Source organism: Aminobacter anthyllidis, assembly GCF_018555685.1.
Taxonomy (GTDB): Bacteria; Pseudomonadota; Alphaproteobacteria; order Rhizobiales; family Rhizobiaceae; genus Aminobacter; species Aminobacter anthyllidis.
This window is the reverse complement of sequence record NZ_JAFLWW010000017.1, coordinates 1-20181: the sequence shown is the minus strand read 5'-3', so window position 1 is coordinate 20181 and position 20181 is coordinate 1. Positions and strand designations below refer to the sequence as shown.

The following is a 20181-nucleotide window of genomic DNA, read 5'->3' as shown; positions in this document are numbered from 1 at the left end:
CATGGCGCTTCTCGAAATCGAAAACCTTGTCGTCGAGTTCCAGACGGCCTCCGGCCCGTTCCGGGCGGTCAACGGCGTGTCGATGAAGGTCCACGAACGCGAGGTTCTCGCCATCGTCGGTGAATCCGGTTCGGGCAAGTCGGTGTCGATGCTGGCGGCGATGGGGCTTTTGCCCTGGACGGCCAATGTCACCGCCGACAAGCTGACCTTCAACGGCCGCGACCTGCTCGCGATGCCCGCCAACGAACGGCGCAAGATCATCGGCAAGGACATTGCCATGATCTTCCAGGAGCCGGTGGCGAGCCTCAACCCGTGCTTCACCGTCGGCTTCCAGATCGAGGAAGTGCTGCGCGTGCACATGGGCCTCGACAAGTCCGCCCGCCGCAAGCGCGCGATCGAACTGTTCCAGTCTGTCGGCATTGCCGATCCGGCCGAGCGCCTCGGTTCCTACCCGCACCAGATGTCGGGCGGCCAATGCCAGCGCGTGATGATCGCCATCGCCATCGCCTGCAACCCGAAGCTGCTCATCGCCGACGAGCCGACCACGGCACTCGACGTGACGATCCAGAAGCAGATTCTCGATCTGCTGATGAAGCTGCAGGCCGACCATGGCATGGGCCTGATCATGATCACCCACAACATGGGCGTCGTGGCCGAAACCGCCGACCGCGTGGTCGTGCAGTACAAGGGCCGCAAGATGGAAGAAGCCGACGTGCTGACGCTGTTCGAGAACCCGAAGAGCAACTACACGCGCGCTCTGCTGGCGGCGCTGCCGGACAATGCGACCGGTGATCGGCTGCCGACGATTTCGGAACTCTTCGTCGACGACCAGGTGGAAGGGGCTGCACGATGAGCGTCATTCTCGAAGCGCGCAACATCGTGCGCGACTACCATGTGCCCGGCAGCTTTCTGAAGAAGGCCAAGACCGTTCATGCCGTCAAGGGCGTGAGCTTCCAGGTCGAGAAGGGCAAGACGCTGGCGATCGTCGGCGAAAGCGGCTGCGGCAAGTCCACGCTCGGCCGCATCCTGACGCTGATCGACCCGGCGACGTCGGGCGACTTGCTGCTCGAAGGCAACAAGGTCGACATCGCCAAGGGGGATCTCACGCCGGAGATGCGCCGCAAGGTGCAGATCGTGTTCCAGAACCCCTATGGCTCGCTCAATCCGCGCCAGAAGATCGGCGACATCCTGACCGAGCCGCTGGTCATCAACACCAACACGCCGGCCGACGAACGCCGCGACCGGGCGATGGCGCTGCTGAAGAAGGTCGGCCTCGAAGAGAAGCACTACAACCGCTACCCGCACATGTTTTCGGGCGGCCAGCGCCAGCGCATCGCGATTGCCCGCGCACTGATGCTCAACCCGAAGCTCCTGGTGCTGGACGAGCCGGTCTCGGCGCTCGATCTTTCGGTGCAGGCACAGGTGCTGAACCTGCTTGCCGACCTGCAGGATGAGTTCCAGCTGACCTACGTCTTCATCAGCCACGACCTCTCTGTCGTGCGCTACATCGCCGACGAGGTGATGGTGATGTATTTCGGCGAGGCGGTCGAATATGGCAGCCGCGACGAGGTCTTCGCCGACCCCAAGCACAGCTATACCAAGACGCTGTTTGCGGCGACGCCGCGCGCCGATGTCGAAAGCATTCGCGCCCGCCTGGCCAAGAAGAAGGCCGCCTGAGCGGCTGCGAATCTTCGACTGACGACGTCACGCTTCGGCCCGGAAATCGGCAACGGTTTCCGGGCCGAAGCATTTCCGGGGCGTTCGCGCGCCAAATGGCTGCTCACGTAGCACAATGTTTTGGGCCAGCGAGCCAAAACGCCAATTTCGTCTCTCGCAAAACGGCTTTCCCGGATCATAATCCCGGCCATGATCTTGATGGGGCCGGCGATGTCGCCGTGCCGAGGGCATGGAGGCTGACATGGCGGGTTTTGACATTTCGAGGCGCAAGATGCTGGCCGGGTCGGCCTTCCTGCTGGCCTCGACAGCGCTGCCGTCGATCGGCTGGACGCAGGCCAAGAAGGGCGGGCGGCTCGTCGTCGCCGCCGACTCCGAGCCGCGCAATCTCAACCCGGCGATCGTTGCCTCCAACGGCGTGTTCTTCGTGTCGAGCAAGGTTGTCGAGCCGCTGGCCGAGGCCTCCTTCGACGGCGAGGACGGCCTGGCCCCGCGCCTGGCGACAAGCTGGGAGGGCTCGGCCGACGGGTTGTCTGTGACCTTCAAGCTGCGCGAGGGCGTGACCTGGCACGACGGCAAGCCGTTCACCTCGGCCGACGTGGCGTTCTCGGCGCTCAGCATCTGGAAGCCGCTGCAGAATCTCGGCCGCGTCGTGTTCAAGAACCTCGAGGCGGTTGAAACGCCCGACGCGCACACGGCCGTCTTCAAATTCTCCAAGCCGACGCCGCTGCAGCTGATCAAGAACGCCCTGCCGGCGCTGACGTCGGTCGTGCCCAAGCATGTCTATGAAGGCACCGACATTGCCGCGAACCCGGCCAACAATGCCCCTGTCGGCACCGGGCCGTTCAAGTTCGCCGAGCACAAGGCCGGCGAATATTACCGGCTCGAGCGTTACGACAAATATTGGGGCGAGAACGAGCCGGCACTCGACGAGATCATCTATCGCGTGCTGCCCGACCGTGCTGCGGCTGCCGGCGCGCTGGAAGCCGAGGAAATCCAGCTGGCGGCGTTTTCGGCGGTGCCGCTGGCCGACCTCGAACGCATCTCCAAGGTGTCGGGCCTCAAGGTGATCACGGAGGGCTACGAGGCGCTGACCTACCAGCTCGCCGTCGAGATCAACCATCGCCGCAAGGAGCTGGCCGACCTCAAGGTGCGCCAGGCGATTGCGCATGCGATCGACAAGGACTTTGTCGTCAAGACGATCTTCCTCGGCTACGCCAAGCCGGCGACAGGCATCGTGCCGCAGAATGACAAGCAGTTCTACAGCGCCGACGTGCCGGCCTATGGCTTCGACGTCGCCAAGGCCAACGCGCTGCTCGACGAGGCGGGTTATCCGAAGAAGGACGATGGCAAGCGTTTTGCGCTCAAGCTTCTGCCGGCGCCCTATTTCAACGAGACCAAGCAGTTCGGCGACTATCTGCGCCAGGCGCTGGCCGCCGTCGGCATCGACGCCGAACTGGTCAACAACGACTCGGCCGCGCACCAGAAGGCCGTCTACACCGACCATGCCTTCGACCTGGCCATCGCGCCGCCGGTGTTCCGCGGCGACCCGGCGATCTCGACGACGATCCTGGTGCAGTCGGGCATCCCGGACGGCGTGCCGTTCTCCAACCAGGGCGGCTACAAGAACGACGAGCTCGACGCGCTGATCGCAAAGGCGGCGGAGACACTCGACGCCAAGGCGCGCATCGAGCTCTACAAGGAGTTCCAGAAGAAGGTGGCAGCCGACCTGCCGCTGATCAACGTCGCCGAATGGGGCTTCATTACGGTCGCGCGCGACACGGTGAAGAACGTGTCGAACAACCCGCGCTGGGCGGTTTCGAACTGGGCGGACACCTATGTCGAAACGTGACATCATCGTTCCAGTTGGGATGATGATCCGTTACTGAGCATGCCTTTCGAAATCGCAGTGCCTGAATTTACCCACACCCCTACCCCCTCCCCACAAGGGGGAGGGGGACTGGCTGCTGCGCGCCCTTCAAGTGCGTGGCCGCTCGTCTTGGCAGTCGGGGCGGCGCGAGTATTCTCCTCCGTCTTGTGGGGAGAGGCCAGGGGCGGGGGGAACTCCTTCACTCCGGCAACCCCCACGCGGCCCCTTCGGGCGACGCATCGGGGCGAGCCACGGGTCTCGCCCGTCCTTCGGACCCCCGCAAGGGGGAGGGTCGGCTGATGAACCGCGCCTGGCGCCTCCTGAAACGCCGTTTGGTCGGCAGCATCCCGGTGCTGTTGATCGTTGTCGTCGGCTCTTTCCTGTTGCTTGAAGCCGCCCCAGGCGATGCGGTCGACGCCTATGTCGCCTCGGTCGGCGGCGACGCCGGCATGATCGAGGCGCTGCGCCAGAGCTGGGGGCTCGATGCCTCGCCCATGACGCGGCTTGCCGCCTATCTCTGGGCGCTGTTGCATCTCGATCTTGGCCATTCTGTCGCGCTGTCGCGGCCGGTGCTGTCAGTGGTGCTGGAGCGGCTGCCCAACACGCTGCTTTTGATGGGTGCTGCCACGGCGCTGTCGTTCTTCCTCGGCACAGCCCTTGGCATCGTCGCCGGCTCGCGCCCCGGCAGTCTGCGCGACCGGCTGTTGTCGGTCGGCTCACTGGCGCTCTATGCCGTACCCGGCTTCTGGCTGGCGCTGGTGCTGACGATCGTCTTTTCGGTGCAGCTGCGCTGGCTGCCGCTCGCCGGCATGGAAACCATCGCTTCCGGCAAGACCGGTTTTTCGCGCGTGCTCGACATCGCCCGCCATCTCGTGCTGCCGGTGACCAGCCTCGGCATCATCTATCTCGCGCTCTACCTCAGGATGATGCGCGCCGGCATGGCCGAAGTCTGGCGCATGGATTTCACCCTTGCCGCGCGTGCCCGAGGCATTGGCCGGCGGCGCATCGTCTGGCGCCATGTCGCGCGCAACGCGCTGTTGCCGCTGGTCACCATGCTCGGCTTGCAGTCGGCGGCGATGCTCGGCGGCAGCGTCGTCATTGAAAGCGTGTTTTCTATCCCCGGTCTTGGCCGGCTGGCGCAGGAGGCGGTCGGCGCGCGCGACACGCCGCTGCTGATCGGCATCATCCTCGTCAGCGCGGTGCTGGTGATTGTCATCAACCTGCTTGTCGACATCGCCTATGCAACGCTCGACCCGCGCGTCGGCGCGAGCGAGGCGAACGCATGAGCCTGCGTCGCCTGTTCCGCACGCCCGAGGCCGTGGCCGGCTTCGCCATTCTCGGCTGCCTGGTGCTGATGGTGCTGTTGGCACCGGTGCTGTTTCCGCGCGATCCGCTGTCGATTGCCGGGGCGCCCTTGCTGCGGCCGTTTCAGGACTGGGCGCTGCCGCTCGGCACCGACAGGCTCGGCCGCGACGTGCTGGCCGGGCTGTTCCATGGCGCGCGCACCTCGCTGGCCGTCGGGCTTGCTGCGGCTGCCGCATCGATCCTCGTCGGCAGTGTCATAGGCACCGTCGCCGGTTTTGCCGGCGGGCTTGTCGACGAGGCGCTGATGCGCATCACCGACGCGTTCCAGACCGTACCGGGTTTCCTGCTGTCGCTGGCGCTGGTCAGCGTCGTCGGTCCTTCGCTTGGCGTCGTCGTGGTGGCGATCTCGCTCAGCGCCTGGACCGGGCCGGCGCGCATCGCGCGTGCCGAAGTGCTGTCGATCCGCGAGCGCGATTACGTCGCCTCGGCGCGCGTCATCGGCATGCACCCCATCGAGATCGCCTTCCGCGAGATACTGCCCAACGCATTGCCGCCGGTGCTGGCGCTGTCGTCGGTGATCGTGGCTGCCGCCATCCTGACCGAGGCAGCGCTGTCCTTCCTCGGCCTCGGCGATCCCAACCGCGTCACCTGGGGCGGGATGATCGCGGAGGGCAGGGCGGTGTTGCGCTCGGCGCCGTTCCTTTCGATCATCCCAGGCATCGCCTTGGTGCTCGCCGTGCTTGGCGTCTACCTGGCCGGCGAGGGCATCGTCGAAAGCGCGGCCACCAGGCGGGGGAACGCCTGATGCCGCTGCTCAGCATTCGCGGGCTTGGTGTCCGCTACGGCAACAATGTCCAGGCGCTCGACGGCGTCGACCTCGACCTCGGCGCCGGCGAGCGGCTGGCGATCATCGGCGAGAGTGGCTCGGGCAAGAGCACGCTGGCGCGGGCTGTCGCCGCGCTTCTGCCGCCAACGGCCACCCTCCAAGGCAAGGTCACCTGGCCGGAACTGGGACGGGTTGCGCGAAACGGACGCGACATCGGCTTTGTCTTCCAGGACCCGGCATCGAGCCTCGACCCTGTCATTTCAGTTGGCGACCAGGTCGCCGAGGTGGCGCATGTCAATCTCGACATGGCGTGGCCTGCAGCGCGGCGCCTGGCTGGCGAGCTGCTCGACCGGGTCAGGCTGCCCGAGCCGGCGCTGCTGGCCAGCGCTTATCCGCATCAGCTCTCGGGCGGGCAAAAGCAGCGCGTGGCGATTGCCGCGGCGATTGCGGCGGGGCCACGGCTGTTGATTGCCGACGAGGCGACGAGTGCGCTCGACACCATTGTCCAGGCCGAGATCGTGGCGCTGATCCGCCGCCTTGTCGACGAAGACGGCATGGCCCTGTTGTTCGTCAGCCACGACATCGCGCTGGCTGCCAACCTGGCCGACCGCATCGCCGTGTTCCGGCATGGCCGGATGGTTGAGCTGGCGGCAACGGGCGACCTGATCGCGGCACCGGTGAGCGACTACACCCGCGCCCTGCTCGGCGCCCATCTGGGGCTGGGTGCCGCCTTGGGGGCCGGCGCATGAGCGCGCCACTGCTTGGGGTCGAGGGCCTGTCCAAGCGTTTTTCGCGCGGCGGCAAGAACTTTGCTGCGCTCGATGGCGTCGGCTTTTCCATTGCGGCGGGCGAAACCCTGGCGCTCGTCGGCCCGTCCGGCAGCGGCAAGTCGACTGTGGCGCGCATCCTGCTGCGGCTCGTCGAGGCCGATGCGGGCAGCGTCCATTTCCAGGGGCAGGACCTGCTGGCGCTGCGGGGGCCTGCGCTGCGCGCGGTGCGTGCAAAGTTGCAGATGGTATTCCAGGACCCGCAGGCGGCTTTCAATCCGCGCGCGACGGTGGCGCGTCTGCTCGATGACCCGCTGCGCATCCACGGCGTGGTCGACAGGAGCGAACGACCAAAGGCGATTGCCGCACTGTTGGCGCGTGTCGGCCTGTCGGCGGAACTCGCTGGCCGCGCCGTGCACGAGATTTCGGGCGGCCAACGCCAGCGCGTGGCGATCGCGCGCGCGCTTGCTACGAGGCCGTCGCTGATCGTGCTCGACGAGGCGGTGTCGGCGCTCGATGTGCTGGTGCGCGCCGACATCCTGCGCCTGCTCGCCGAGCTGCAGCGCGAGCAGGGCATCGCCTATCTTTTCATCTCGCACGATCTCGGCGCGGTGCGTGCCATTGCTCACCGCATCGCCATCATGGATGGCGGCAGGATCGTCGAACAGGGTGCGGCGCGGGCGGTGATCGCGGCACCAGTCTCGGCTACCGGCAAGGCGCTGGTGGCGGCTACGCCCGAACTGCCTGTTTCCAAGGAGACCGTTTCGTGACCGAACATGCCATCAGGGCGGAAAAACTCGCTGCCGAACTCGATGCGGCCTTCCGCAACCGCGCCGACCTATACCGGTTGATGCTCGACGAACTCGCCGCCGAACTCGGCGACGACAAGGCTGAGGAGATACTGATCCGGGCGATCGAAAAGCGCGGCCGCGAGGTGGCCGAGGTGGCCTTCTCCAGCTTCGGGCCCAACGACGCGCGCGCCATCGGCGAGGCCTTCCTGGCCGTCAGCCCGGATGGCGGGCGCATGTATCCGACCGATGTCGAGCGCAGCGATCACCACATCGCTTTCAAGGTCAAGCGCTGCCCGCTCAAGGATGCCTGGGTCGGCGCAGGTGTCGGCGACGACAGGCTTGCCACCTTGTGCCGGATCGCCGGCGCTTTCGACCGCGGCCTGTTCGAGGCGACCGGCGTGCGCTTCGACAATGTCACCTGGACGCCGGGCCATGGCTCCGGCTGCTGCCACATCTGCCTGACCGACAGGGACGGCTGAAAAGCTCCAATTCGGGCACGATGGACTTCGCCCGGCGGGTCATGCGACGATTCCGTCACCGGCGTGAGTCGTGGGCCGGCAACATGAGGCAAGGCGATGTATAAATTCGAGGTCTACAAGGACAAGGGCGGCGAGTTTCGGTTCCGCTTCAGGGCGTCCAACGGCGAGGTGATGTTCGGTTCGGAAGGCTACGCGGCCAAGGCATCGGCGCTGAAGGCAATCGAGTCGATCAAGAAGAACGCACCGGGTGCCACCGTCGACGACCAGACAACGGCCATCGCCTGATCCTGCACTGCCGCGGGTCCAGATGGACGCGCAATGTCGTTGAACCAGCGTATCGAGCTTTCCGAAAACCTGTGCGGGGTTCCGGGCCGATGCGCGAAACAGGAGAGATCATATGGGTATCGAAAGCCTGCTTATCTTCCTTCTCGTCGGTGCGGTTGCCGGCTGGCTCGCCGGCCAGCTCGTCAAGGGCTACGGCTTTGGCCTCATCGGCAACATCGTCGTCGGTATCGTCGGCGCGCTGATTGCCGGCTGGCTGTTTCCGGCCATCGGCATCAGCCTTGGCTCCGGCATCGTCGCCGCCATCATCCACGCGACGATAGGTGCGGTGATCCTGCTTGTGCTGCTCAGGCTGGTAAAACAGGCGTAGCGAAGCGCCACAAGAACTCAAAAAAGATCGCCGGCAAGCCAAGCTTCGCCGGCGATTTCTTTTTCCGCCTGATACCGCGCAGGCGCTAGTGGCCGTGCCGCCTTGGCTCGGCGATCTTGCTCGCAAGTCCCAGCACGCCGAGCAGCCGGATCGACAGGTAGGTGATGTCGAACTCCCACCACTTGTGGCCGTGGCGCGCCGAGCGCGGGTCGGCATGGTGGTTGTTGTGCCAGCCCTCGCCATTGCTGAGCAGGCCGACGACGACGTTGTTGGTGCTATCGTCTGACGTCTCGTAGTTGCGGTAGCCCCAGACATGGGTGACCGAATTGACCGACCAGGTGATGTGCCAGGTAATGACGGTGCGCAGGAACACGCCCCAGACCAGCAGGCTGAGGCCGAACTGCACGGCTTCGCCCGTCGTCCCGCCGGCGATCAGGCTGGCGGCCACGCCGCCGCCGAAAAACGCCGCCCACGACGCCAGGATGATGCCGAGATAGACATGCGGCTTGTCGAGCTTGCGGTAGAACGGGTCGCGGACGATGTCCTTGGCGTAGCGCGCGTAGATCTGCATGCGCTCCATGTCGGGCGACTTGACCATCAGCCAGCCGACATGGGCCCACAGGAAGTTGATGACCGGGCTGTGCGGGTCTGGCTCTTCGTCGGCATGCTCATGGTGGCGGCGATGCACGGCCACCCAGCGCGCCGGCGTATCCTGGAAGGCGCAAACGGCGATGATCGCCAGCCCGTGCTCCAGCCATTTCGGGCAAGCGAAGCCGCGATGGGTGAGCAGGCGATGGTAGCAGAGATTGATGCCGAGCGTGCCGAAGACATAGATGCCGGCGATGCAGAGGACGACGCCGGTCCAGCTGAAGAACCAGGGCAGCAAGGCATAGAGCGCCACGAGATGATAGAAGGCGAGGCCGCTGACATTGAGCCAGTCGATACGCGCCAGCAGCGGCTGACGCGTAAAGGCGGGTGTGGCGGACGACTCCGCGGTCTGGTCGGACATGCTTGCTCCCCATGGCGGCGGATCGCACTCCCCGCGATCGGGCCACCTCCTCCATTTTCGAGCGACGTTGCGCAGTTTCTAATCCATGGTCAAGTCAAGTTCGGGACCGGCGCGAAATATGCGCGTGGGGGTGACCAGCCAGTCGGTCACGGCCTGTCGCCATGGCAGGTGCAACGGTGGCCGGATCGCCGGGGAGGGACGGACCGCCAGGCCGAAAAATGTCTGTCCAGGTCGGCGATGAAAGCCAGCGCCGTTACGGGCCGGCCGCCCAGCTCTCGCCACAGGCCCGCTCTCAGAGGAGCCGCGCTATGTCAGACACTCAGTCGTGATGCAGGCAATCGTCGCAGAGCCCGAATTTCCAGGCGGCCGCTGTGACGCCATTGAAGCGATGATGGCAATGGATGCATTCCAGATTGCCATCTTCTTCGTCGTCTCGCGCCGGCTTTGAGAGGATTTTTTGTATCGCGAAATAAGTTTCGCGCCGGTGCAGCAATTCTTTCCGCACTTCCCGTTGTGAGTAAGATAGTTGAATTGTCATGCCAAGCACCGCCCGCTGTCTGATCTAGCCCTCTGCAATAGTCGCTGATGTTTTCCTTGGGTCAATTAGATCGATGGATTGAGGCGCGGCACGGCGGGCCGTCGAGGCCGCCAGGCGCGTGCCAAATTGCTTTCGGTAGCGTTGCCGCCGGCGAGGGTTCAGGCCTTGCCTTCGAGCCAAATACGGAAATCCGCGGGCAGATCCGTCGATCCGTTCAGGAGCGGATTGAGGGCCGGCGCCTTTGCGAAGACGTCGTGGTAGTGGATGATCGAAAGCGGCAGGCGTTGCTGTTCGGCGGACATCTGGTCAAACAGATGGAGCGGATAGTTGTGCGGTTCGGAAAGCGTGCGCACGGTCAGGCCGCTGCCCCATATCGCCAGCGACAGGCAGGCCTGCGAGCTGCCCCACAGTTCGCTACCTCGGCCGGAAACGACGCCATGGCCGGCCTCGATGCGGTGGCTGACATTCGGTGCGATCTTTGCCGCAACCGAGCGTTCGAAATAGCCGAGCGTGCGTTCGAAGATGCGGTCCTGTCGGCGCACCACCACGAGGCCGCCATTGTAGCTTGCCTTGACCATAGCCTTGTCGATGGTGGTCTGAACCATCGGCACCTGGTCGTAGTCGACGCCGACGGTCTGGCAAAGGGCCTGCCAGTATCCGTCCCTTGGGTCGTCGCGACCGTATGTGCACATGCCCTTGACGTCGACGGGCCGAAGGGCAGCCGCCGCACCGTCCAGGGCCAGGTCCGGTTCGCGACAGAACAGCATGTCACTGTCCATGACGACCAGCGTGTCCGCCGTGGAAATCTTCTCCGCTTCGGTTGAAACGTACATTCGGAACGTCGTTCCGTACTCGGGCTCGACACTCTTGATGTCCAGCGGGAGGTAAACGCAGCCCAGTCGCCCGAGACTTGTCAAAGTCTCCCGCGATGGTCGGCGGTCTGCTCTCGGCGACGCGACGGTGATCGGGCAGCGCGCGTATTTGCCAGCGAACCGGCGCAGGCTTTCGCATAGGAGAAGCGCCTGGCGCTCAAGAGTTCCCGCTTCGGCGACAAGCACGAACTCGACGTCCAGACCAGCCGAAAGCTGGGCCTCGGGCAGGTTGGAAGTAGTCGCCTTACGGCGGCGAAATGGCCACATGGCTGGTCCCTGAAAAGGTCTGAAGAGAGGCGGCTATTTCCGCCAACCCAGCCTGGGTCTGCGCCATTTCAGAATGTCCAATTGTTTCGCGATCAGTTCTATCTCGCGATGCTGACTGGCCAGTTGCTGATTGGTCATTGCCAGCTGTTCCTGCACGGCCGACAGCTGCTGCCGGCTGCTTGCCAATTGCGCCTGGGAATCGGCCAGCTGTCGGCTTTCTGCTGCCGAAGACGCGACTGCAGCAGCGACCAGGAACGAGGCCTCCTCAAATTCCGCCTTGATCCGGTCGAGCTCCGCAAAATCATCGCTGTTTTCGCCGCTGCTTGCCCAGCGGTCGACGATTTCGAACGCCTTGCGCAGGCCGCCAGGGACCGGATCCTCGAACAATCGAGCCGGTGGCTCGCGGTGGTGTCGATGAGAATCCGACAGCAAGGCGTCGACATCGTGGCTGGCGTCACTGATCGCGCGCGGCCAATCGAGGGCCAGGACCGCCTGCATCTTCCCGGCCAACTGGCGCCAGTCGCCGAGCAGTTCATCATAGGTCGTGAAGACACGCGGCCGGCCCCGTGTGGCAAGTTCGGCTTCAAGGACGTGGCGCAGCCAGAGCAGGTGGCTGATGCCTGGTTCGATTCCGTTGCGGATCTTGAGCGATGCCGCCACCTCCAGCGGATTTCTGATCGGCAAGACAAAGACCGGGCTGACGTTCATCTGCCCGAAAACATCGATCCAGAATGTCGACAGGCGGCAGATGCGCGGTTCCTTGATCACAAAGGGGCCTGTTCCACCGAACTCAGCCTCGAGGATCGTGCAAGCTTCGCTGCGGAACTGCTGTGCCTCAACTGATTGAAACCAGCGGGAATCGACCGGCCTGAAATCGTGCCAACTGGATCCCGCCGCAGCAAGGATCCGGTCATTGAGATGGACGACAGGCGTCGGTTCCCAGTGACCGATGATGTTGGTTTCGTTGCCGCCCAGCGGCGTTTTCGGCAGATCGATGCCTAGGAGCCCGAGCATGCGCGTGAGCGCGCTTGTCCCGGAGCGGTGCATGCCCAGGACCAGAAGACACTGCCGATCGGCAGACATGTTCGATGGTAGCTTTGAAGCTGTGAGCCGTAGATGATTTGTCAAACGTAACCTATGAACTCGGTGCAGCCATCGCGAAGGTGCCAACGTCGCGCTTGGTTTGGTTACGTCAGGGTAGCGAGATATTCAACACCCCTCATGCGACCACAGGCTGTCTCGGCTCGTCCGCCGCAAGCGCCGGAGGCCGCTCTGTGTTCCCACGACCAAGCTTCGTAGTGGTTTGCGCCGACGTCGGATCCGGCGCCCGCCGCCATCATGATTTTCCCGACTTTTTTGGGTGCATGGTGCCTGTTGGTGAACCCGTGGCCGGGGGCGCCGGAATGCCTGTATCCTGCCCCGGCCGCCAAAGGCCCCGGCACCCAAGCGGTCGGCGTCGGAACGCTTCTACCGCGCTTGCTCGCCGCCGCCTGTGGCCGGCCCGTCACGCAGCACCTGCTTGCGGCCGGTGGGCTGGTAGGCGAAATCCTCGACCGCCACGCCGCCGAGCAGGTGCTCGGTGATGATGCGGTCGATGGCGGCTTCGGTGACGCCGCCATAGTAGGTGCCCTCGGGAAAGACCTGCAGCACGGGTGCCAGGTTGCAGGGGCCGAGGCAGGTCGACTTGGCGGTCATGGTTCCGTCGCCGGTCACACGCAGCTTCAGCCGTTCCTGCTGGTTGCGCAGGTGGCCCCAGACCAGGTCGGCGCCGGCGGCGTTGCACGGGCCGCCCTGGCAGACCAGCACGCGCCGTTTCTGCGCCGGAACCAGCGAGCCCTCTGGCGTCAGCTTCTCGAGCGGCGGGACCGGCGATGCCGCGTCGCCACCGGCGACAAGCTCGGCCATCAGCGCAGGCAGCAACGGGCTTTCGGCAAGGCCATGGGCGATGCGCACATGCGGCCAGGGCAGGTCGTCCTCGACCTGCCAGCGGCGCAGCGACTTAGTGAGCCAGGCGGTAAAGCTCGGTTCGACCGGCAGCATCAGCGGCAAGAGCAGGATGTCGGAAAACTCGCCCTGGCGAAGTGTCACAAGTGCTTCGCGCAGCGACGGCGTTCCCTGTTCGGTGAAGCCGAAGCTCGCGTGATCGACGCCCGGCAACGTCGCGGCGAGATCGGCGAGCCGCTGCATCTGCTTGTGCGGGGCGGCGGCGAAGGCCGATTTGGCGATGAGCACGACGGCGCGTTTGGGCGGTAACGGCGCGGTCTCGATTTCAGCAATAGGCAAACGGTCTATCCCTGGCCTGATCGCGGTGGGGATTGCGGCAACGCATGCTGGTGAAAGGCAAAGGCCGATATGGCCGCCTGCACGAACCTGCGTTCCGGTGGTACACCCCGCCCACGGAACATCACTCGGTCAGGCAGGTCTCCTGGCTCGCGGGTCCCAGCCTCATCGCCTGTCTTCCCGGCCAATGAAGCCAGTGACAAAATTGGCAATGCGGCTCGCCGCTTACAGTTGCGGGGCAGCTTCGGTGTTGCACCGAATTCCCTCTTAGCTCCCGCCCGAAAGCGAAAGAACCATAACCGAGCGGCAAGCTATAGGCGGGCCGGGCCAAGTCAAGCGATATGTCGCCAGCCGTGGCAAGGGTCTGTTGCAGATGCATGGACACCAGGCGCACCCTGAAGGCGACAGCCGCACCGCGTCTCATTTGCCGTCTTATGATCTGGCCGAACCGAACGGCCACCAGCGCCGCCAGCGCGTCACCGGGCTTGGAGCAGCGGCCAGCCGGTGGACATCCCACCAATGGGGCCCGGCATGCATCTCGGAAAGTTGCAGGTCGGGGTTTGACGTCTCGACGATGTGGGCCACAACCTCGTTCCAGTTTTGGCGCAGCTCGTCAGTCGACCACGAATATTGAACGCCCCATTTCAAGGCGAGATCCTTGGCCCTCTGCCGCGTGAGGCTTTGTTTGAGGCGCTGGTAGGTGCGCTCGAAGTCCAGGAACTTGTAGTGAAGCAAAAGCAACTCGTCGCGGGCGGGAGCAACGACATTCCCCTGTGGCGACGCGGAATGCCTGCCTACGGTGAAGTGAGTTGCCTCGATGTCATCAGGCGAAAAGATGTTCATCTTGTTCATCACAGGCGATGGCGCGCCTGTTGTCACCGTCTCAGTGAGCAGGCAGTCCCGGCCGGGGAAATGGTCGGACAGCATCTGGAAGCCGAGGGCGGGAATAATCGTCACGCCGTCGTTCTTCTGGCGGCAAAGATATGCATCAAGGTCGCGATGCCACAGATGCTCGTCGATGTCTGTGACGATCACCCAATCCGCCAACCCGCGACTTTCATGCCAGCAGCTGTCGAGGACGGCCAGACCCGAGGCGACGCGGGATTCGGGGTCGCTGTAAGTCGGCATCGGGCGCAGGTCGACCTTCGGGTTGGAGCGCAATATGTCCAGCGATGCATCGGTCGAGCCGTCGTCGAACACGACGTAGCGCTGGACGAGACGATCATAGTGCCGGAACATGAAGTCCAGCATGTCGGCGTCGTTCCAGCACCGCGTGTACAGATCGATTTTCATTCACATTTTCCCGGCGAGCGCCAATGGCTCCGGCCATGGCAGATGGTGCAAGCATTTGCTGAACGGTCACAAGCTTATGGAGCATTGCATCGGCTTTGCTGTAAACATAAACGGCGACATTGATCGAAAAGAACGAAGCGAAGGGAAAATCACGTCATGGCGTATGTCGGCACCAAGGATCCGCAGACGGTCGTTGCGGGCGGCGGTCGGGCCGCGGCGCCGAAAATCTCCGGGGTCCAGGTCCACGAACTCGGCAATGTGCTGACGCGCAGCGGCTTCATGACCGAGATATTCCGGTCCGATTGGCCGGTGATCGGAATCTCGGTCCACCAGATCAACTGGGTGCAGCTCAACCCGGGCGCCGTCACCGATTGGCATGCCCACGCCAAGCAGACCGACCATCTCATCGGCGTCGGCGGCAACATCAAGCTGGCATTGTGGGACGGTCGCGAAAGCTCGTCCACCTATGGCGCCACCGACCTCGTGCGCATCGGCGCGCTGCGTCCGGTCCTGGTGATCGTACCACCCGGCGTCTGGCACGGGCTGCGCAATGAGAGCGGCGAACCGGCTGGCTACATCAATGCCATCGATGAGCTCTACGAGCACGACAACCCCGATAATTGGCGGCTTTCGCCACGCTCGACCGATATCCCCGATATTCTCTGAGGGCGTTTCGGAGTGGCAAGCTTCGGAGATGCATTCCGCCTGACACTGATCACGAACGACCCCGCCCTGGCTGCCAATGTCGATGGTTGCGGCGTCGAAAGGATCGGTGTCGATCTCGAGACGCTGGGAAAAGCCGAGCGCCAGGCCGGCCAGAATACGCGCCTTTCCGGGCACACGATTGAAGACCTCGTCGTCATTGCGGCATCGCTTCGGCGGGCCGACTTGTTCGTGCGCGTCAATCCGATCAACCCCGGCACGGCAGCCGAGGTCGAGGCGGTGCTGCGCCATGGCGCGAAAGTGCTGATGCTGCCGTATTTTCGCACGGCGGGCGAAGTCGAGGCGTTTGTCCGCCTCGTCGACGGACGCGCATCGGTGATGATCCTAGTCGAGACCGCGTCGGCGCTTGTCCGGATCCGCGAGATCCTGGCCGTTCCGGGTGTTCAGGAGGTGATGGTCGGCCTCAATGACCTGCGCCTCGAACTTGGCGTACGCAATCATTTCGAGGTGCTGGTCTCGCCCTTGATGGATGCCGTGGCGAGCGAAGTAAGCAAGGCACGCCTGCCTTTCTCGATTGGTGGGGTCGCGCGTGTAGACGATGTGTCGCTACCGGTTTCTCCCGACCTCATCTTCGCCCAATATGCGCGCCTCGGAGCTACCGGGGCCTGGATTTCGCGGTCGTTCTTCGAAAACGTGCCGGAGAACTGGGATTTCGGGGGCGCGGTATCATCGGTCCGGCAACGCTTGTCCGAGTGGGCTTCCGCTTCGCCCGAAGCATGGTCGCGTGCACGCGACGAACTTGCCGAACATGCTCGTGGATGGCGGTGAGGGACGACGTCTTGCGGCGCGAGCCAGTCGCGGCATTACGTCGATTGAACTGAATTTTCTTGAGTAGGCTGGTGCCGCTTAGGTGACTCGAACACCTGACCCCATCATTACGAATGATGTGCTCTACCAACTGAGCTAAAGCGGCTTCCAGGCTTCGCGACCCGAGGGGCGCGAGACAGTGAGCGCGTGATAACTTCATTGCGCGCGGATTTCAAGCGGCCTTTGAAGGGTTTTGACAAGAGGCGTACATGTCGCCGCCTGTCGTTGCGGAAAGCCGCTGCCGGTCAAGGGAGGGCGGAAGCACGAGGCGTCCTATCGCGCCGGCTCCACTCAGCCGGCGAGGCGGGCCTTGGCGGCGGCATATTCGCTGGCCAGGCGCTCGACCAGTTCGGCCACCGGGGCCACCTTGTCGACCGCGCCGATGCCCTGGCCGCAGCCCCAGATGTCCTTCCAGGCCTTGTATTTGTTGTCGCCTTCGAAATCCATGTGCGTGGGATCGGAGACGGCGAGGTTGTCGGGGTCCATGCCGGCGGCGCGGACCGAGCCCTTGAGGTAGTTGCCGTGGATGCCGGTGAACAGGTTGGAGTAGACGATATCGGCGGCCTTGGATTCGACGATCATCTGCTTGTAGGCGTCCGAGGCGCGCGCCTCCTCGGTGGCGATGAAGGGCGAGCCGATATAGGCGAGGTCGGCACCCATGGCCTGGGCAGCGAGCACTGCACCGCCATTGGCGATGGCACCCGACAACAGCAGCGGGCCGTCGAACCACTGGCGGATTTCCTGGATCAGGGCGAAGGGCGACAGCGTACCGGCATGGCCGCCGGCACCGGCGGCGACCGCGATCAGCCCGTCGGCGCCCATCTTGATCGCCTTGCGGGCGTGGCGGTCGTGGATGATGTCGTGCAAAACGATGCCGCCATAGGAGTGGACCGCCTGGTTGACCTCCTCGACGGCGCCGAGCGACGAGATGACGATCGGTACCTTGTACTTCACGCACAGGCGCAGGTCGTGCTCGAGGCGCTTGTTCGACTTGTGGACGATCTGGTTGACGGCGAAGGGGGCTGCCGGCCGATCCGGATTGGCGGCGTCATGGGCGGCGAGATCTTCGGTCACCATCGCCAGCCATTCGTCGAGCTGGGCTTCGGGGCGAGCATTCAGCGCCGGGAAGGAACCGACGATGCCGGCCTTGCACTGGGCCAGCACCAGCGGCGGATGCGAGATGATGAACAACGGCGCTCCGACGACGGGAATGCGCAAGTTCTTCTTGAGGATTTCAGGCAAAGCCACGCTTGTCTCTCCCGGCAAGATTTTGACGTTTCCGTAAACGTCACTCCATACAACAGATTGCATCGTCTCGACAATGGATCGGTGGCGAGCCTCGCCCGAGTTGTTTTGCCGGCCGCAAGGCGCATTGCACCCTGTTTTGGCCGACAATTCGCTAACAGCGCCGTTGATTGATGCCTTTTCTGCCGCTAACCATCTGGCAACACAGGCGCGTTGCGAGGAACATCGGTTGGATTCGATCGAAAAGGCGATCCGGAACGCTTTCGAAAAGGGCGATCCCGAGAACCGCGAGTTTCGCGAAAAGGTCTATCGCGCCGCATTTGGCGCGCTCGACCGCGCGCTGAAGGCAAACCCGGCGATGACCGTCGAGGCGGCGATCAATCGCCGCAAGTCGCTGCAGGCGACGATCACCGAGATCGAATCAGAATTCATGCCGGCCGCTCCCGCAGTCTCGCTGGGCGCGGCCGACGCCGCAGCAGCACCCGAAGTGTCGCTCAACGGCAATGGCGCGGCCCGGGCGCCGTCCGTCTCCATCGAAAACCCGGCGGCGGGCGTGACGCCCGTCGTGCCCGATATCATGCCCGATGCGACCTTGCCCGGCGGGCCACCGGTCGAGATCACCGAAAAGCGCAGCCGGGCGGAACGGCGCGCGGCCGACAGGGCCAGCGCGCGGGCTGAAAGACGGCGGCCATTCGCGGCGATGTTTCTTGCCGTGACGCTACTTGCCATGGGCGGCATCGGTGCGTGGTGGGCGGTGCAGACGGGCCAGTTCAAATCGGCCGAAGAGCTCGACACCTCGGTGCACAACCCGCCCAAGCAGCTCGAAAGCGAGGACTTTTCGCCCACCGAAGCCGGACCGGCACGGCCGGGCGCGGTCGACGCGGCGCGCAACTGGATCACCGTGTTCACGCCGACCGACCCTACCGACGTCAGTGCGCCGAGCGGCACCTCCGCCGAAGTCGCCAAGGATGACACGGGCAGCTTCCTGCGTATCCGCTCCGGCAACACCGGCTCGGCGATCGTCTTCGATGTCGGCCGCGGCGTGCTCGAACAGATCGCTGGCAAGCATGCGGTGTTCGACATCGTTGCGCGCGCCGAGGACGGCAAGGAAACGCAGATGGCCGTCGACTGCAATTTCGGCGAACTCGGCGACTGCGGCCGCAAGCGCTATCTCGTCGGCTACCAGCGCGGCGAATACCTGTTCGAGATGGACGTGCCCGACAAGGAGCCCGGCGCCGCCGGCACCATCGCCATCAACTCGGACCTGACCAAGGAAGGCAAGGCCGTCGACATCTACGAGATCAGGGTCTCGGTGACCGAGTAGCTGGGCTTTGGCTGGGCATGATCCAGTTTTCGGGATCATGCCTTAATCCAGCAGCGCCTGTAGCGTTTCGATGCGGTCGGCCTCGGCGGGCGGCTTGTCCCAGCGCAGGCGCGAGATGCGGGGAAAACGCATGGCAACGCCCGACTTGTGGCGCGTCGAGCGGTTGAGGCCCTCGAAGGCGACCTCCAGCACCAGACCGTTGGCCCTGTCGGCGCGCACCGAGCGCACCGGGCCGAAACGCTCGATGGTGTTGTCGCGCACGAACTTGTCGATCTGTTTGAGCTCGTCGTCGGTGAAGCCGAAATAGGCCTTTCCGACCGGCACCAGCTCCTCCGCGCCCTCGGCGCCAGACCAGACGCCAAAAGTGTAGTCGGAGTAGAAACTCGAACGCTTGCCATGGCCGCGCTGGGCATACATCAGTACGGCGTCGACCGTGTGTGGGTCGCGCTTCCACTTGAACCACGGGCCCTTGGGGCGACCGGCGAGGTAGGGCGAGTCGAGCCGCTTCAGCATGACGCCCTCGATGATCGGGTGGGGCGGCGTGCTGCGCATCGCCTCCAGCTGGTCCCAGCCGTCGAAGGCGACCAGCGGCGACAGGTCGAAGCGGTCGGGGTCGAGCGTGGCGATGAAGGTTTCGAGGCGCTGGCGGCGCTCGGTGAAGGCGAGGCCGCGCAAATCCTCGCCGCCGAGCTGGAGCAGATCGTAGCAGCGCATGAAGGCGGGATAACGGTCCTGCATCTTGGCCGACACGGTCTTGCGGTTGAGCCGCTGTTGCAGGTCGGAGAAGGTACCGGTCGCCTCGCGCGGCACGCCGACGAGCAGCTCGCCGTCGAGCGCGGCGTCGAAATTCATCGCGGCGACGACATCGGGGAAGGCGCCTGACACATCGTCGCCGGTGCGCGAATAGAGCCGGCGAATGCCGCCCTCCGACACCGCCTGGACGCGGATGCCGTCCCATTTCCACTCGGCGGCATAGTCGGCCGGCGCGAGCTTTTCGAGATCGCCGTCACTGAGCGGGTTGGACAGCATCACCGGCCGGAATGGCGCCTTGGCTGCCTGTTCCGGCTTGGGCGCCTTGCCCTCCAGCCAGGCGAAGAGTTCGACATAAGGCGGCGCAAGGCCGTGCCAGAGCTCCTCGATCTCGGTGACGTCGACAGTGCCGAATTCGGCCAGCCCCTGCTTGGCAAGGCGGGCGGAGACGCCGATGCGCAAACCGCCGGTGACGAGCTTGATGATGGCGAAGCGGGCCGAGACTTCGGCCTGGTCGAGCAGGCGGGCAAGCACCGCCGGGCCGTCGGAGCGGCTGGCCGACTGAAGAGCGGTGACGACATCGGCCAGTGTCTGCGACTTGGGTTTGGGGTCGTGCTCCTGGCTACCCCCACCCCTTACCCCTCCCCACAAGGGGGAGGGGGATTCTGAGGCGCCGACGTTCCCCTCCCCCTTGTGGGGAGGGGTAAGG

At 64.5% G+C, this 20181-nt stretch carries 21 protein-coding genes, 1 tRNA gene and 1 riboswitch; of the genes, 13 read left to right on the top strand and 9 right to left on the bottom strand.

The features are described 5' to 3' along the window. Position 1: 1 nt before the first annotated feature. From J1C56_RS31570 to J1C56_RS31525, 10 genes are all read left to right on the top strand, one after another. Positions 2–853: an ABC transporter ATP-binding protein gene (locus tag J1C56_RS31570; protein WP_214393863.1), complete on the top strand. Its 852-nt coding sequence runs from the start codon at positions 2–4 to the stop codon at positions 851–853. Next, a complete protein-coding gene (locus J1C56_RS31565) occupies positions 850–1677 on the top strand; it encodes an ABC transporter ATP-binding protein (RefSeq protein ID WP_214393862.1) in 828 nt (275 codons plus the stop codon). Before J1C56_RS31570 ends, J1C56_RS31565 begins: the two co-directional genes overlap by 4 nt. Before the next feature lie 241 nt (positions 1678–1918). Continuing rightward, a complete protein-coding gene (locus tag J1C56_RS31560; RefSeq protein WP_214393861.1) occupies positions 1919–3526 on the top strand; it encodes an ABC transporter substrate-binding protein in 1608 nt (535 codons plus the stop codon). Between the two features lie 317 nt (positions 3527–3843). Continuing rightward, entirely contained in the window at positions 3844–4830 is a 987-nt protein-coding gene (locus J1C56_RS31555; RefSeq protein WP_214393860.1) for an ABC transporter permease, read from the top strand. After that, on the top strand, positions 4827–5654 hold the full coding sequence (locus J1C56_RS31550) for an ABC transporter permease (RefSeq protein ID WP_214393859.1): 828 nt from the start codon (positions 4827–4829) through the stop codon (positions 5652–5654). Before J1C56_RS31555 ends, J1C56_RS31550 begins: the two co-directional genes overlap by 4 nt. Beyond that, on the top strand, positions 5654–6424 hold the full coding sequence (locus J1C56_RS31545; protein WP_214393858.1) for an ATP-binding cassette domain-containing protein: 771 nt from the start codon (positions 5654–5656) through the stop codon (positions 6422–6424). The genes J1C56_RS31550 and J1C56_RS31545 overlap by 1 nt, the downstream gene beginning before the upstream one ends. Then, a complete protein-coding gene (locus tag J1C56_RS31540) occupies positions 6421–7212 on the top strand; it encodes an ATP-binding cassette domain-containing protein (protein ID WP_214393857.1) in 792 nt (263 codons plus the stop codon). Before J1C56_RS31545 ends, J1C56_RS31540 begins: the two co-directional genes overlap by 4 nt. Beyond that, entirely contained in the window at positions 7209–7712 is a 504-nt protein-coding gene (locus J1C56_RS31535) for an L-2-amino-thiazoline-4-carboxylic acid hydrolase (RefSeq protein WP_214393856.1), read from the top strand. Before J1C56_RS31540 ends, J1C56_RS31535 begins: the two co-directional genes overlap by 4 nt. Before the next feature lie 96 nt (positions 7713–7808). After that, positions 7809–7997, top strand: a complete 189-nt coding sequence (locus J1C56_RS31530; protein ID WP_214393855.1) for a YegP family protein — start codon at positions 7809–7811, stop codon at positions 7995–7997. Between the two features lie 112 nt (positions 7998–8109). Continuing rightward, positions 8110–8364 (top strand): GlsB/YeaQ/YmgE family stress response membrane protein, encoded by a 255-nt coding sequence (locus tag J1C56_RS31525; RefSeq protein WP_214393854.1) that lies wholly within the window; start codon positions 8110–8112, stop codon positions 8362–8364. An 85-nt stretch (positions 8365–8449) separates the two neighbouring features. Here the strand turns inward: J1C56_RS31525 and J1C56_RS31520 are convergent, their stop codons facing one another. From J1C56_RS31520 to J1C56_RS31495, 6 genes are all read right to left on the bottom strand, one after another. Further along, positions 8450–9373: an acyl-CoA desaturase gene (locus J1C56_RS31520; RefSeq protein WP_214393853.1), complete on the bottom strand. Its 924-nt coding sequence runs from the start codon at positions 9371–9373 to the stop codon at positions 8450–8452. Between the two features lie 319 nt (positions 9374–9692). Continuing rightward, on the bottom strand, positions 9693–9911 hold the full coding sequence (locus J1C56_RS31515; RefSeq protein ID WP_214393852.1) for a hypothetical protein: 219 nt from the start codon (positions 9909–9911) through the stop codon (positions 9693–9695). 158 nt (positions 9912–10069) lie between these two features. Further along, entirely contained in the window at positions 10070–10744 is a 675-nt protein-coding gene (locus tag J1C56_RS31510; RefSeq protein ID WP_214393851.1) for a hypothetical protein, read from the bottom strand. Positions 10745–11083: 339 nt separating this feature from the next. After that, complete coding sequence (locus J1C56_RS31505) at positions 11084–12133, bottom strand: hypothetical protein (protein WP_214393850.1); 1050 nt, start codon at positions 12131–12133, stop codon at positions 11084–11086. 384 nt (positions 12134–12517) lie between these two features. Further along, positions 12518–13333: a (2Fe-2S) ferredoxin domain-containing protein gene (locus J1C56_RS31500; protein WP_246592249.1), complete on the bottom strand. Its 816-nt coding sequence runs from the start codon at positions 13331–13333 to the stop codon at positions 12518–12520. A 115-nt stretch (positions 13334–13448) separates the two neighbouring features. Next, positions 13449–13644: riboswitch (cobalamin riboswitch) on the bottom strand. 118 nt (positions 13645–13762) lie between these two features. Then, the gene (locus J1C56_RS31495; protein WP_214393849.1) at positions 13763–14623 is read right to left on the bottom strand and encodes a glycosyltransferase family 2 protein; all 861 of its coding nucleotides are present in this window, start codon (positions 14621–14623) and stop codon (positions 13763–13765) included. Positions 14624–14779: 156 nt separating this feature from the next. On the opposite strand from J1C56_RS31495, the gene J1C56_RS31490 reads away from it, so the two are divergent. Then, positions 14780–15289, top strand: coding sequence for a cupin domain-containing protein (locus tag J1C56_RS31490; protein WP_214393848.1), 510 nt, complete (start codon positions 14780–14782; stop codon positions 15287–15289). Positions 15290–15301: 12 nt separating this feature from the next. Beyond that, positions 15302–16114 (top strand): aldolase/citrate lyase family protein, encoded by an 813-nt coding sequence (locus tag J1C56_RS31485; RefSeq protein WP_214393847.1) that lies wholly within the window; start codon positions 15302–15304, stop codon positions 16112–16114. Between the two features lie 69 nt (positions 16115–16183). On the opposite strand, the gene J1C56_RS31480 is transcribed toward J1C56_RS31485, so the two are convergent. Both J1C56_RS31480 and J1C56_RS31475 read right to left on the bottom strand, forming a co-directional pair. Continuing rightward, positions 16184–16259, bottom strand: a tRNA-Thr gene (locus tag J1C56_RS31480). A 185-nt stretch (positions 16260–16444) separates the two neighbouring features. Further along, positions 16445–17401 (bottom strand): NAD(P)H-dependent flavin oxidoreductase, encoded by a 957-nt coding sequence (locus J1C56_RS31475; protein WP_214393846.1) that lies wholly within the window; start codon positions 17399–17401, stop codon positions 16445–16447. A gap of 226 nt (positions 17402–17627) precedes the next feature. On the opposite strand from J1C56_RS31475, the gene J1C56_RS31470 reads away from it, so the two are divergent. Continuing rightward, the gene (locus J1C56_RS31470) at positions 17628–18722 is read left to right on the top strand and encodes a hypothetical protein (protein WP_214393845.1); all 1095 of its coding nucleotides are present in this window, start codon (positions 17628–17630) and stop codon (positions 18720–18722) included. A 42-nt stretch (positions 18723–18764) separates the two neighbouring features. On the opposite strand, the gene J1C56_RS31465 is transcribed toward J1C56_RS31470, so the two are convergent. After that, positions 18765–20181: cisplatin damage response ATP-dependent DNA ligase (locus tag J1C56_RS31465; protein ID WP_246592247.1), on the bottom strand; the 1417-nt coding region annotated here is incomplete at its 5' end.